The 13,332-nt window shown below is 65.7% G+C and carries 10 protein-coding genes and 1 pseudogene; 4 read left to right on the forward strand and 7 right to left on the reverse strand.

What is annotated here, in order from left to right; all coding sequences use genetic code 11:
* Positions 1–6: 6 nt before the first annotated feature.
* Entirely contained in the window at positions 7–741 is a 735-nt protein-coding gene (locus MKW15_RS05395) for a pirin family protein (RefSeq protein ID WP_240856558.1), read from the reverse strand.
* A gap of 85 nt (positions 742–826) precedes the next feature.
* Here MKW15_RS05395 and MKW15_RS05400 point away from each other — a divergent pair, with 85 nt between their 5' ends.
* On the forward strand, positions 827–1,219 hold the full coding sequence (locus tag MKW15_RS05400; protein ID WP_240856559.1) for a hypothetical protein: 393 nt from the start codon (positions 827–829) through the stop codon (positions 1,217–1,219).
* 5 nt (positions 1,220–1,224) lie between these two features.
* Complete coding sequence (locus MKW15_RS05405) at positions 1,225–2,079, forward strand: alpha/beta hydrolase (protein WP_240856560.1); 855 nt, start codon at positions 1,225–1,227, stop codon at positions 2,077–2,079.
* A 257-nt stretch (positions 2,080–2,336) separates the two neighbouring features.
* Here the strand turns inward: MKW15_RS05405 and MKW15_RS05410 are convergent, their stop codons facing one another.
* Positions 2,337–3,908 (reverse strand): alpha/beta hydrolase, encoded by a 1,572-nt coding sequence (locus MKW15_RS05410; RefSeq protein ID WP_240856561.1) that lies wholly within the window; start codon positions 3,906–3,908, stop codon positions 2,337–2,339.
* Between the two features lie 123 nt (positions 3,909–4,031).
* Positions 4,032–5,456 carry an aldehyde dehydrogenase family protein gene (locus MKW15_RS05415; protein WP_240856562.1) on the reverse strand — a complete coding sequence of 475 codons (1,425 nt, stop codon included), beginning with the start codon at positions 5,454–5,456 and terminating at the stop codon, positions 4,032–4,034.
* Between the two features lie 149 nt (positions 5,457–5,605).
* On the opposite strand from MKW15_RS05415, the gene MKW15_RS05420 reads away from it, so the two are divergent.
* On the forward strand, positions 5,606–5,926 hold the full coding sequence (locus MKW15_RS05420) for a putative quinol monooxygenase (protein WP_240856563.1): 321 nt from the start codon (positions 5,606–5,608) through the stop codon (positions 5,924–5,926).
* A gap of 4 nt (positions 5,927–5,930) precedes the next feature.
* On the opposite strand, the gene MKW15_RS05425 is transcribed toward MKW15_RS05420, so the two are convergent.
* From MKW15_RS05425 to MKW15_RS05435, 3 genes are all read right to left on the reverse strand, one after another.
* Positions 5,931–8,288, reverse strand: a complete 2,358-nt coding sequence (locus tag MKW15_RS05425) for an MMPL family transporter (RefSeq protein WP_240856564.1) — start codon at positions 8,286–8,288, stop codon at positions 5,931–5,933.
* 4 nt (positions 8,289–8,292) lie between these two features.
* Positions 8,293–8,946: a TetR/AcrR family transcriptional regulator gene (locus MKW15_RS05430; RefSeq protein WP_240856565.1), complete on the reverse strand. Its 654-nt coding sequence runs from the start codon at positions 8,944–8,946 to the stop codon at positions 8,293–8,295.
* Between the two features lie 504 nt (positions 8,947–9,450).
* Positions 9,451–9,675, reverse strand: a complete 225-nt coding sequence (locus MKW15_RS05435; RefSeq protein WP_240856566.1) for a hypothetical protein — start codon at positions 9,673–9,675, stop codon at positions 9,451–9,453.
* Between the two features lie 296 nt (positions 9,676–9,971).
* Here MKW15_RS05435 and MKW15_RS05440 point away from each other — a divergent pair.
* Positions 9,972–11,064, forward strand: a pseudogene (locus MKW15_RS05440) (S1C family serine protease).
* A 955-nt stretch (positions 11,065–12,019) separates the two neighbouring features.
* Here the strand turns inward: MKW15_RS05440 and MKW15_RS05445 are convergent.
* Complete coding sequence (locus MKW15_RS05445; RefSeq protein ID WP_240856707.1) at positions 12,020–13,327, reverse strand: hypothetical protein; 1,308 nt, start codon at positions 13,325–13,327, stop codon at positions 12,020–12,022.
* Positions 13,328–13,332: the final 5 nt, after the last annotated feature.

Raw genomic sequence — 13,332 nt, forward strand, 5'->3', positions numbered from 1 at the left:
GCGCGCTCAGCGGTCGAAGGCGGCGTGCATCTCCCAGAACAGGATCTCCGCACCGGCATCGGTGCCGACCGTGAGTGGGCCTTCGTCGGTGGTGCGCACCGCGTCGCCCTCGTCGAGGGTAGCGCCGTCGGGCAGCTCCACGGCACCGCGCGCAACGTAGAGGTGACCGTACTCGGCCGCGGGTAGCACACACGACGTGCCCGCATGAAGACGGGCAACATGAAGTACCACAAAGGGATTGGCGATCGATAGGGCAGGACCGGACGCGTCGGTGGCGAGGCCGGACACCACCGTCACGAGGTCTCCGGATGCCAGGTCGGCGCTGAAATCCTTTTCGGCGTAACCGGGTTCGAGGCCGGCGCGTTCCGGGGCGACCCACATCTGGACGACCCGTAACGGCGCATCTTCCGACCTCGACGCCGGATTGCCCTCGGCGTGACTGATCCCGCGACCCGCCGTCATCCGCTGCACCACTCCGGGCGTCAGATCGCCTTCGTTGCCCGTTGAATCGCGGTGGTGCAGTGTGCCGTCGAGCACCCACGTGACGATCTCGGTGTCGCGATGGTGGTGAACGTCCAATCCCTCGCCGGCGTCGACGCGGTCGTCGTTGTGGACCATCAGAACCCCGTGCGCATTGCCCACGAGGTCGAAGTTCCCGGTCGCCGGGAACGACTGCCACGACTCGAGCCACTCGTTGCGCCAGTGATGGCGGTCCGCCGCTCGGACGACCTTGCGCGTCATGGATCTCCTCATTCACCTGGTGTCGCGTGCCACGTAGTTCGTCGACTCGGTCTCGTGTCCCATCGTTGATGGATAGTGTCCAATCATGGCCGATAGAGGTACACAGGATTCGACGACCCGCCAGCCGGAACGCCAGCGCATCCGCAAGCTTGCGCAGGCGGCGCTGAATGCGGACGTCACCGTCGAACAGCTCACCACGATCATCGACGACATGGGCGAGACCATCGACGGCATCGGCGACACGATGACGGGGATGAACTCCACCATCGAGAAACTCGACGCCACGTTGACCCGGATGTCGGGGACCCTCGATCAGGTCGACGCCACCGTCGATCGGATGGCGGATGTGGTTGCGCGGCTCGAGAGCATCGTTGCCCGTGTGGAGGCGATCGTCGAGATCGGGGAGATCGCCGCTCGGCCGCTCGGCGCGATCGAATCGGCCGGACGCTCGGTGATCTCGCGCCTCGGGCTAGGGTGATCGACATGGAGACAAGGACATTCACGGGTGGTCACGGCGAGCTGATCCAGTACGACCTGTACCGGCCGGACGGTGATGCGCGTGGCACGTTGGTCATTGCGCACGGCCTGGCCGAGCATGGTGCCCGATATACGCACGTCGTCGACCGACTCGTCGCGGCCGGTTTCGTGGTCGCCGTGCCCGACCATGTCGGGCACGGCCGGTCGGGCGGCAAGCGCCTGCGGGTGCGCGGGTTCGCCGACTTCACCGACGATCTGGACACGGTGATCGACCAGGTGACGACGCCCGACGCGCCCACTTTCCTCCTCGGGCACAGCATGGGTGGCGCCATCGCGCTCGACTACGCCCTCGACCACCAGGACAAACTCGACGGGCTCGTGCTCTCCGGTGCTGCCGTGGTTCCCGGCGACGACCTGGCGCCCGCGGCGATCAAGGTGGCAAAGATACTGGGGCGCGTCGCGCCGTGGATGCCGACCACCGCGCTCGACTCGGCGAGCATCTCGAAGGACCCCGCGGTGGTTGCCGCCTACGATGCGGATCCGCTGGTTCCTCGTGGCCGTATCCCGGCAGGTCTCGCCGGCGCCCTGCTGTCGACGATGCAGACCTTCCCGGATCGTCTACCGTCGCTTCATCTTCCACTATTGGTGTTGCACGGCAGTGCCGATGCGCTGACCGCGCCGGCCGGCAGCGAGATGGTCGACCGTCTGGCGGGATCGGCCGACAAGAAACTCGTCATCTACGACGGCCTCTACCACGAGATCTTCAACGAGCCGGAGCAGGACATCGTGATCGGCGACGTGGTCGAGTGGCTCGAGGCGCGAGCGCCGATCGCATCCCCACCCGCCGACACCGCTCCGTGATTCGGCGTTTCCTCCCCGCCGCTGAGGCGCCCACCGCTCCCTGACGTGCGAGGAGCGCAAGCGAGCCCCCCCCCTCCGCTCCCTGAGGTGCGAGGAGCGCAAGCGAGCCCCCCTCCGCTCCCTGAGGTGCGAGCGAAGCGAGCCTCGAAGGGTCCTGGTGAGACGACAATGTCATCTCACCAGGCCTTCGAGGCTCTCGGCTGGCGCCTCGAGCACCTCAGGCAGCGGCTCTGATGTAGGGGTGGCAGAGGTAGGCGTCAGTTCAGCGGCGGCGGAGGCGGCGTCGTCTCGGTGGTGGTCGGCGCCTCGGTCGCCGACGGCGTGTCGAGCGGCTCGGGCGTCGGGTCGACGGCTTCCGGTTGCGTCTCCACGGCCTCCGGCGTCTGCGTGGTCTCGGCGGTCGCCGGGGGTTGCGTGCTGGTCTCGACCGGGGTCGGGACCTCGGTGCCGGCGACCTCGTTCGGTGTCACGACACCGTCCGGGGTCCGCGCGCCGGGGGTTGCCGCTCCCGGATCGTCGGTGGTGCTCTCCGGCGAGTCCTCGGTCGTGGCGGCGTCGGTGGTCTCCGATTCAGCGGCCGCGAGGATGGCGGGATCGAGAACCGGTGGCGTCGCCGCCGCCCGCTTTGCCGCGACCGTCGCCTGGGCAGTGCCTTCCGGCTCGGGGGTGCCCTGCGCCGACACCAACTGGGTCTTGGCGGTGACCGGCGGGTTGTTGCGCAGCGCCTCGAGAACGTGCGGTTTGCCGTCGGCGAGCGCCCGACCCCAGTTCTCCCACGTGTGACCACCATAGTTGGGCAGCGAGATCACCGACGCGCCGCTCTGCGAGGCCTGCATCTGGAAGAGCACCGTGGACACCGCGGACAGGATCTCCAGGGCGATCGCGCTGATCTGGTCCTGCTGCGAGAGTTTCCGCATCTCACTGTTGGTCAGGAAGCCGTTGCCTGACGAGATGATCAGGACCTGACCGTTCTCCTTGAGCTTGCCGATGTTCTTGGACGGATCGTTCTCCGCCCACCGCTGGCTACCGGGTGTGCCCCACATGTTGAGGATGCCGTTGGTGTAGTTGGACACCATGGTCTGGGAGGCGAGGACGCCGGCGTAACCGATCGGGTTGTCGGTCTGGTAGTAGCCGGACATCGCCTGGACGACCTTGAACTGTTCGGGGTGCTTCTCGGCCAGCGTGACGGCCGGACCGCCAGACATCGAAAGTCCCACGATCGCATTGTTGTTGGGGCTGACCCCGAAGTTCTCCTGCAGGTAGGCAGGCAGTTCGTCGGTGAGGAAGGTTTCCTGCTTGATGGTCTTGTTCTCGTTGCCCGCACCGGCATCCCAGTCGGTGTAGAACGACGACGCGCCGCCGACCGGCATGACCAGGGTGGTGTCGGTGCTGCGGTCGTAGACCTTGGCCGCCTGGACGTCGGTCGTCCACGCCGAGCGCTGCTCGTTGGCACGCATGCCGTCGAGCAGGTAGATGCCCTGGTTGCTGCCGTTGGAGGCGCGGATCTGCACGATGACGTACTTGTTCTGCGACTTCGACCAGACCTTGCAGTTCTGCACGTAGTTGCCGGACTTGTCCCACGTGCATCCGGGCCGAAGAACCTCGGGATGCCCCGAGAGCGCGCGGGCCGGATTGCTCGCGGCAAACAGGCCGCTGGCCGCGAAGAGCGCCATGGTGACGATTGCGACCGCCGACACCCCACTGATCAGTCGCTGGCGCGGAGTCAGGCGGGGTCGTCGGCTGGTGGATCCCGAACCTTCCGACGCGGCGTCGGCCGGGGCGTCGTCGACGGAAATGAAGTCATCGGTGTTGTCGAGATGGGACGACATGGAACTCCTGTCATACGCAGCACCGAGAAGCGTGCCGGGATGACTGGAATGTCGTTCGATGGGTATACGGACGTTACAGCGCCCCGGTCGGATGACCGGGGCGCTGCAATCGGGGGAGGGCGATCAGGCGCTGTAGCCCAGCAACGACTTCACTTCGAGGAACTCGTCGAAGGCGTAGTCGCCCCACTCACGGCCGTTTCCGCTCTTCTTGTAGCCGCCGAACGGGGCGACCGGGTCGACCTGGGCGCCGTTGAGTGAGATCGATCCGGCGCGGATCTGCGAACCGATACGACGCACCTCGTCGACGTCGGCACCGGACACGTAGCCGGCGAGTCCGTACTCGGTGTCGTTGGCGATCTTGAGCGCTTCGTCGATCGAGTCGTAGCCGATGACCACCAGAACCGGACCGAACACCTCGGTGCGGGCGATCTCCATGTCGTTGGTGACGTTGGTGAACACCGTCGGCTGCACGTAGTAACCGGTCGGCAGGCCCTCGGGACGGCCGGGACCACCGATGGCGGGCTCGGCGCCGTCGGCGATGGCGCGCTCGATCAGACCCTGGATCTTGTCGAACTGGGCTTCGGAGACCACTGGGCCGAGCATCACGCCGCCGGTGGGGTCGCCGACGGTGAAGTTGGGTGCGGCCGCCTTGGCGATCTCGGTGACCTCGGCGACGCGGGCCGACGGAACGAGCATGCGGCTCGGCGCATTACACGACTGGCCGGAGTTCAGGAACATGGTGGCGATGCCGCCGGCAACGTTCTCGGCGAACTTGTCGTCGTCGAGGATGATGTTGGGGCTCTTGCCGCCGAGTTCCTGCGCCACCCGCTTGACCGACGGTGCGGCGCTCTTGGCGACCTCGATGCCGGCCCGGGTGGACCCGGTGAACGAGATCATGTCGATGCCCGGGTGACTGGCCAGCGCGGTGCCCACGCCGGGGCCGTCGCCGTTCACCAGGTTGAAGACACCGGCGGGAACGCCTGCGGCGTCGAAGATCTCGGCGACGATCGCGGCACTGAACGGCGCCACCTCCGAGGGCTTGAGCACCATGGTGCAGCCCGTGGCCAACGCCGGTGCGACCTTGCACATCACCTGGTTGAGCGGCCAGTTCCACGGGGTGATGAACCCGCACACCCCGACCGGCTCCTTGACGATGCGGTGCGCACCGCGTTCGGCGCTGAACGCGAACTCGGGGAGCGCAGCAGCCGCGGTCATCAGGTGGCCGAGCCCGATCGGCACCTGGGCAGCGTTGGTCAGACCGGTCGGCGATCCCATCTCCTCGGTCACGGCTGCGGCGAGGTCACCCATCCGGTTCTGGTATTCGGCGATGATCGCGTTCAGCACGTCCACACGCTCGTCGACGGTGGACTGGCCCCACGTGACAAAGGCACGTCGTGCGGCGTCGACCGCCGCGTCGACGTCGGCGGCACTGCCGAGCGCGACGTGTCCGGCCGCCTTCTCGGTCGCGGGGTTGATGACGTCGATGATGTTGAGCTCCGCCGGCTCGACCCACTGACCGTCGATGTAGAACTTGGTGATTTCCCGCATGGTGCCTCCGTGTTGATTGGCGCATTTGCGCATGACGTAGTGCGCAAAGTGGTGACAGATGTTGTCTGTTTCACAGTCTAGCCATCTTGGCCGTTGCGGATTCTCATATCGCGACGAGCGGGTGACCGAGGCTGTTCTACAGTCGGGGGATGATCCTCATCGTCGTGAAATGGCCCATCAAACCCGAGCACGCGGATCGCTGGCCGGAACTGTCGGCGGAGTTCACCGCCGCGACCCGAGCCGAACCGGGCAACAAATGGTTCGACTGGTCACGCAGCCTCGACGACCCGACCACCTACGTCCTGGTCGAAGCTTTCGAGGACGACGCCGCCGAGGCACACGTGACCTCCGACCACTTCCGCAAGGCGCAGGCCGACCTGCCCCAATACCTGGTGCGCACACCCGACATCATCAACGCGACGATCGACGCCGACGAGTGGTCGACGCTGGGGGAGTTTCCCGTCGAGTAGCGTCTCAGGCCTTGGTCGACACGACCGCGTCGCCCGAGTCTGTTCTCGCGTCGGTCGCAGGGGATTCCGCGATGCCGAGTGCCTCGCCCTCGACGTCGACGTTGGGCAGAATCCGGTCCAGCCAGCGCGGCAGCCACCAGGCCTTGTCGCCGAGCAGCGTCAGCACGGCCGGCATCAGCGTCATCCGCACGACGAACGCGTCGAAGAAAACCGCGGCGGCAAGCGCGAAGCCCATCACCTTGATGAACGCCATGTCCTGGAGCATGAACGCGGCGAAGACCGAGATCATGATCGCCGCGGCGGCACCGACCACACGCGCGCCATGCCGATAGCCGACGATTACGGCCTGTTTCGCATCGGCGCCATGGACATAGGCCTCGCGCATACGTGTCACCAGGAACACCTGGTAGTCCATGGCCAGGCCGAACACGATGCCGATCATGATGATGGGCAGAAACGACACCACGGGCTGCGGGTTGTTGATGATCCCCAGCGCGCCGTCGGTGAACAGCGCCACCGTGACGCCGAAGGTGGCGGCGACACTGAGCAAGAATCCGAGCGCAGCGGTGAGCGGTACCAGGATCGAGCGGAACACGATGATCAACAGGATGAACGCGAGTCCGACGACGACGAGGAGGTAGGGCACCAAGGACTCGGACAGTCGGTCGGACACGTCGAGTTCGATCGCGGTCTGCCCGGTGACGCCGTAGCTGATCCCGGTGGTGCGCTGGACGGTCGATTCCATGGAACGTAGCGTCCCGACCAGGTCGTGGGTCGCCTCATCGTCGGATGCGTGGGTCGGTAGGACGCTGATGACCGCGGTGTCGCGGGACTGGTTGAGACCGTCGGCGCCGATCCAGACGTTCGAGACTCCGTCGACCTTCTTGAGGTCCTCGACGAGGCTGTTGAACGTGCGCACGCGCTCGGTCTGGTCCTCGATGTTGCGGCCGTCGGCGACCACCACGAGCGGTCCGTTGTATCCGGGGCCGAACTTCTCCGACACCAGGTCGTAGGCCTGACGCTGCGTGGTGGACGGGTCGGCGGTGCCGTTGTTGGGCAACGCGAGTTTCAGTCCGGCCATCGGGATGGCCAGGAGCAGCATGACGACGACGATCCCGCCGGTGACCAGGCGCGGATGGTCGACGACGCGACGCACCCATCGCTGACCGTTGTGTACGCGCGCAGGGTCGTGCGGCCCCACATCGGGGGCGTTGAGGAACGGTAGTTGTCCCGCAAAGGCTTTGGAGCCGAACAGTCCGAGGATGGCCGGGAGCAACGTCAGCGCGACCAGCACGGCGACGACCACGGTTCCGGCCGCCGCGATACCCATGGCGGTCAGGAACGGGATGTTGACGATGGCGAGTGCCGCCAGTGCGATCACCACCGTGCTGCCGGCGAAGACGACGGCCGAGCCGGCGGTGCCCACCGCTCGACCGGCTGCGTCGGCTCGGTCCACGGTGCGATGCATTTCGTGACGGTAGCGGGACACGATGAACAGCGCGTAGTCGATTCCGACGGCGAGCCCGATCATCGTGGCCAGCATCGGGGTCTCTTTGCTGAGGTCGAAGAAATACGTACCGACCGAAACCCCGAGCATGCCGATGGCGACGCCGACGATCGCGGTCACGATGGGCATGCCCCACGCGACCAGCGACGCGAAGGTGAGGATGAGAATGATTGCGCCAACCGCGATTCCGATGAGTTCGGACGTCATGCCGAGCTCGTGCGATTCGATCGCCGAACCCGACATCTCGACGGTGAGTCCGCTCTTGCGGGCGTCGTCGGCGACCTTCTCGATCGCGTCCTTGGTCGCCGGGGTGAGGTCGTCGGCGGTGTCGACGGCGAAGGATGCGCCGAACTGTGCGGCCGTCGCGTCGGCGGTGATCGGTGAGGTCGCCTGCGCGTCGGCGGCGGCCTGCTCGGCGGACTTTCCGAACACCTGCTGCTCGAACCCCTCGATCATGGTGCGTGCCTTGCCAGGATCTTGCGCGGTGCCGAACGTCACGAACGGACTCTGCACCGAATCCGGGTTCTTCACCTGCTCCATACCGCGCAGCGAGGTCACCATCTGATTGATGGCTTCCTGGTACCGCGCCTCAGTGAGGGTCGAACCCTGCGGCGCGGCAACCACATACGTGACGTCGACGCCCTCGCCGAACTTGGGTTTGTCCGGGAACCGCTCGACCATCAGGTTCTGTGCGCGCTCCGACGGGATACCCGGGATGGAGAACGACTCCGACGTCGGCTTGGCGAGGAGATTGGCGCCGATGCCGAAGGCGATGAGGACCAGGATCCAGATCGCGATGGTCTTGAACCGGTTGGCGTACGACCATCGCCCCACCTTGTAAAGAAAGGTTGCCACGTTCCTAGAGCTCCTTCGGTCGGGAAATCATCGGGCGGGAAATCGGTTGGGCCATACCGGCTTGCACCTGATCCAGTGCAGCGTCGAGCACTGTGCGGACTTTGTCGGGATCGTTGACGTCGTCGCCCTGGGCGCGCGCCACCCAAAACTCGAGAGCTACTCGGGTTGTCGCGATCGCGTTGTGCAGCACCAGATGTGGGTACAGCTCGTTGCCATCTTGTCCGCGCTGGGTGAACAGCGCCTCGACGCGCGCGTCGATCTGGCCGATGAGGTCGACGTGCTGCGAGTGCGCGGCAACGATCGGTTCGGAGTCCAGCAACCGGAGCAGCGTCACGAACTCGGCGGGCTTTCCGAGGTCGGGGGAGGTGGCGACGTCCACCAGCGCACTGCGAACGGCACTCCAGAACGACTCGTCGAGCGGCTGCGACTCGATGCGGTCGACGATGGAATCGAACAACGCCGCAGCAAAGAAGACCAGAGCGTCTTCCTTGCCGCTGAAGTAGTTGTGAAAGGTGCGCACCGACACGCCGGCCTCGGCTGCGACGGTGTCGATGGTGACGCGGTCGATCCCGTCACGGGTGGCCAGGCGAAGTACCGCGCTGGCGAGGGCGAGCCGAGTAGCCGCCTTCTTCGTTTCGCGCAGGCCTGTCGAGTGCATAGAGCCCACGGTACTGAAGTTGCAGATCTCTGCAAGATTGCAGACGAATGCAAGTTTGCGATTCTGGTCACAGTTGCCCATGGAGGGTGACCGGTGCGACGCACCTGAGTACTCGCTTATCCGAAGCGTTCGGTGACCAGCCTTCTGACCTGGGTAAACACGGTACTGTGCCCGCAAAATCTCGGGGAAGAAGTTTCTTCCCCGAGGTTCACAGTCGTCCCCTACAAATTTCTGGGGGAAGACACCAAGGGTCGGGGACGAAGTTTCTTCCCCGACTTTTGTGGGCGCATGTTCCTGGCGTCGCCGGTCGGCGGAACGCGGCGACCGGCAATCGGTGACTGAGATCGGGCCCGTCAGCGTCCGCTTCCGGGACATGCCCGGAGGACCATCGTCAGGGGCCCGATCCTGGCCACCGGCCCGACCTCCAACACTGGCCGGCGGCTTGCGATCCTCCTCGCTCGGCCAGGGCGAGGTCCACCACAGAAGGCCGACGCGGTTGAGAGTTCAGTGCACGCTGCTGAGAATGGCGAGTACGACACCGACGATGGTGAGGATGCCGACGATCACGGCCATCGCGATCGCCAGGCGACGACGTCCGTGCCTCGCCGCATTGATACCCACGCCGATGCAGATGAGGATCACGGCGGAGTAGAGCGAGATGCTCAGGGTGAGCAGGGCGGCGGAGGAACTGGATGAGTCGGCCTGGGCGAGAACGGTGCCGGTGATCATCCTTCGAGTACATCACCTCGACGTATCTGGCCGTTTCCTGGGTGGATTGTCAGCAGATTGGTGGTCTTGGTCTTGGTCTGCTCTCAGTGTTCGAGATCACTGTGGACGCGGTGAACACCGAGAACTGGCACTCCGATGGCTATCCCGCACAGCCACATTCCCCGCAGCCGCACTCGTCCGGGTGGTACCCGGGCTCGCAAGCACCTGGCGGATACGCGCCCACTTATGCCCAGCCGCAACCAGAACCGCAGCCCGGGCCACCGACGCGTCGTCGACGAACCGTGACCGCTCCGATCATGGCGACGGCACTCATCGCCGGGCTGCTCGGCGGCGCTGTCGGCGTCGGGGGCAGTCTGCTCGTCGACCGGTCGGACAACGTTGCGGCACCGCTGCTCACCTCCGTGCCGGCCGGCAACAACCCGGCCGACCAGCAACCGGGATCGACAACCTATGCGGCGCAAGTGGCTTCGAAGTTCACCGCCGACATCAAGGTCGCCGGAAGCCAGGGGACCGCCGTCGGCAGCGGGGTCGCAAGACGGTCATGTGCTGACCAACAATCACGTCGTCGATGGTGTCGGGAACAGCGGACGCATCCAGGTGACCACGTCGGACGGTAAGACGTTCGCGGCGTCGGTGACGGGAACGTCTCCGTCCTACGACCTTGCGGTGATCAAGCTGCAGGACGCAAGCGGGTTGACGCCTGCCGCTCTGGGCGAGTCCTCGGGCGTGAAGGTCGGCCAACAAGTTGTCGCCGTCGGATCGCCGGAGAACCTCTCCAACACCGTGACGTCGGGGATCGTCAGTGCGTTGTCGCGCACCGTGACAGCCGGTGACGGCAGTGGCGGCCCGGTCGCGGTCTACAACGGTCTGCAGACCGACACCGCGATCAACCCCGGCAATTCCGGTGGACCACTGGTGAATCTGAGCGGCCAGGTGATCGGCGTGAACTCGGCCGTCAACACCGGTCAGGCGGCATCGGGCGGCGTGCAGGCCTTTGGACTCGGCTTTGCAATACCGGTGGACGTTGCCAAGCGAGTCGCGAACGAGATTCTGCAGCAGGGACACTCGACCAAGCCGGTGCTCGGTGTGTCGGGCTCGATCGGCGGCGACTCCTCGGACCAGGGGGCGCGAGTGGCCTCCGTCCAGTCCGGCGGCCCGGCTGACTCGGCAGGCATTCGGCAGGGCGACGTCGTGACCAAGATCGGTGACGCCACCATCGGTGGCTATGCAGATCTGATGGCCCAGACGTTGACGCACACACCCGGCGATACAGTGCCGGTGACCGTCGAATCGAACGGTCGCACCCGGACCGTGAACGTCACACTGGGTTCGGTGGTCGATCAGGAACAGACCGTCGTGCGCGAATCCGATGATGGCTCAGGTGAATAGGGGATCGTCGACTGCCGAACAGAAACCGTACATGCGGCCAGAAACCGCGGTCCTGGTCGGAAACCCCTGGTGCGCAGCGGGTTTCTAGCCAGACACGCGGCTTCTGGGTTCGCGACTCGCTGGCGCGCACTCGGACGAGGGCGGTCGTCCGGCCACCCCAGGTCGGAGTGTCGCTCACCGACCTCCTCGGATCAGCGACCCACCCGCCGACGTCGTCGGCAATCGTGGAGGCGGGAAGAGTGAGGCCGTCCGGAACGGTCTCCGTGAGGAGCCACCGAGGGCACATTTCCCTCGGAGGCACTTCAGCACGACCGTTTCGGACACGAGGTCGACCGGCCGGCCATCTGGCCCGCCAGGAGCGCCGATCGATCCGCCGGCGCGCACAGATGGCAGCATCGTTGGGGACGAAAAACGCTGTAGCAGAAGGTGCCCGCCAGGCGACACCTTCTGCTACGACGTTGGCTGGGCGGCCCGACACCTGGCGCGGACAAGCACCGACAGAGGTTTCAGCTTGCTCCGTTATCCGACGCAAATTGAAACGCTTCGGTGCGAGTGTTCACCCACTGGCCGGACGCTGCGGACATGGCGATCGCATTTGCCCAGGTCGGCGGCCCGGTCACGTAGCTCTTCGAGTCAGCGACTCACCGTCGGCGTTGCCGACGATCATGGAGGCGGGAAGAGCGCGGCCTCGTCGCAGAAACCGCATTGGTCGCCAGAAACCGCTGGTGCGCCTCGGGTTTCTGACCAGACACGCGGTTTCTGAAACCACGACGCGCCTCGGGTCGGTGAAGCGGCCGCCACGGACCACCCATCACAGGGACCTCACTTGTGGTCAGGGACCGTCGGCAGTTCCGAAGGTCTCTGACCAGATATGAGGTCCCTGTCGACGCGCGGTCCTCGCGGCCGCGACGCCACGTAACCCCAGGTCACGACGCTGGTCACTTAACTCTTCGGATCAGCCACCGAACAACAGGTACAACCCACCGAAGGTGTAGGCGACCATCACGACGATGAGTCCGAGCTGGCCGGTCAGTTGGTGTCCCTTGGGGAGGATGCGCAACGAGCGGTCATGCGCGGCAATGACACCCAATACATGGCCGCACAGGACGAACAGCACCTTCATGGTCGCCAACGCGCCCTGATGTTCCGAAAGAACGTAGGACACGGTGAGATTGGAGATACCCAGAACGTTCCAGCCCGCGTCGGCCGGGTCGGCGAGCAGGATCAGGGTGGCCTGTCCCTTCTCGACCAGATACGACAGGTAGTGAGCGAAGATGTAGCCGACCACGATCGGCACGATCGAATGGATCAGCTGCCCGGGCAACAGGCGCCGCTGCGCCCGGGTCATACCGCCGACCATCTGCGTGGAAACCCAATAGCTCAGCGCCACGATCAACACAGCGCACGCGAGGCCGACGGTCCGCCACAACTGGGGTGCACCGCTGTCCTCGACGAACCTGCCCCATCCCGGGAAGGCGTTGAAACTGTCGAAGGCAGTGGAGCCCAGCAAGACTGCCACAACCGTCACGATGCCGGGTCCGGGGACGAGGCCGCCGAGCGCATCGAGCGGATTGCGCCAGGCCAGGCGGCCGTCGGGCCCGCGCCCGACGATGGCCAGGTGGGAGATCAGCGTGCTGTACACCTCGAACGGGTCGGCGGCTGCACACCATTCGCGCCCGAAGACCACGGCACCGACGAGAACCACGGCGACATAACACAGCAGCCATGCGCGTACGGCCCACACCTCGCCGTTGCTGCTGCATGCCAGCTCCAGCCAGGCGAACGCGAACAGGCCCAGTGCGCCGGGCCACACCCCGACCCACGCGGGTAGCCGGACCAGCGGAGACCGATCCCGAAACACCCAGCGGTGCAACGTTCGCCACGGTGACAGGACCCGCCAGAACGGACCCAACAGCAGGGATGCGGGAACCAGACCCACCCACACGAGCACGTAGAGAAAACCGGATAGCGGATTGCGACTCGGCTCCGACGATCCGGCGAAGGCCGCGATCGCCACCCAGCCGACCAGCGCGACGGCCAGCATCCGCAGGACACCTCGGACACGCGCATCGTCCGACACCGCGGCAAGCACCGCGGGTAGCCGTGATCCGACGCGCTCCGGGTCGAGGCGTGGGGTCTTCCACACCAGAATCGTGATGACGAACGAAAACGTCAGTGCCCACGCGCCGCCGATGAGCGCGTACGTGAACGGAATGGGCAGGTCCGTCGAACCGCCGATCCCGTGGGCGACAACAAGATTCACTGGCG

The organism is Gordonia gummivorans, from assembly GCF_022513585.1.
Lineage (GTDB): Bacteria > Actinomycetota > Actinomycetes > Mycobacteriales > Mycobacteriaceae > Gordonia.

Coding starts and splice junctions, on each gene's coding strand:
- MKW15_RS05395 (WP_240856558.1), bottom strand. CDS start 741: ATGACGCGCAAGGTCGTCCGAGCGGCGGACCGCCATCACTGGCGCAAC.
- MKW15_RS05400 (WP_240856559.1), top strand. CDS start 827: ATGGCCGATAGAGGTACACAGGATTCGACGACCCGCCAGCCGGAACGC.
- MKW15_RS05405 (WP_240856560.1), top strand. CDS start 1,225: ATGGAGACAAGGACATTCACGGGTGGTCACGGCGAGCTGATCCAGTAC.
- MKW15_RS05410 (WP_240856561.1), bottom strand. CDS start 3,908: ATGTCGTCCCATCTCGACAACACCGATGACTTCATTTCCGTCGACGAC.
- MKW15_RS05415 (WP_240856562.1), bottom strand. CDS start 5,456: ATGCGGGAAATCACCAAGTTCTACATCGACGGTCAGTGGGTCGAGCCG.
- MKW15_RS05420 (WP_240856563.1), top strand. CDS start 5,606: ATGATCCTCATCGTCGTGAAATGGCCCATCAAACCCGAGCACGCGGAT.
- MKW15_RS05430 (WP_240856565.1), bottom strand. CDS start 8,946: ATGCACTCGACAGGCCTGCGCGAAACGAAGAAGGCGGCTACTCGGCTC.
- MKW15_RS05435 (WP_240856566.1), bottom strand. CDS start 9,675: ATGATCACCGGCACCGTTCTCGCCCAGGCCGACTCATCCAGTTCCTCC.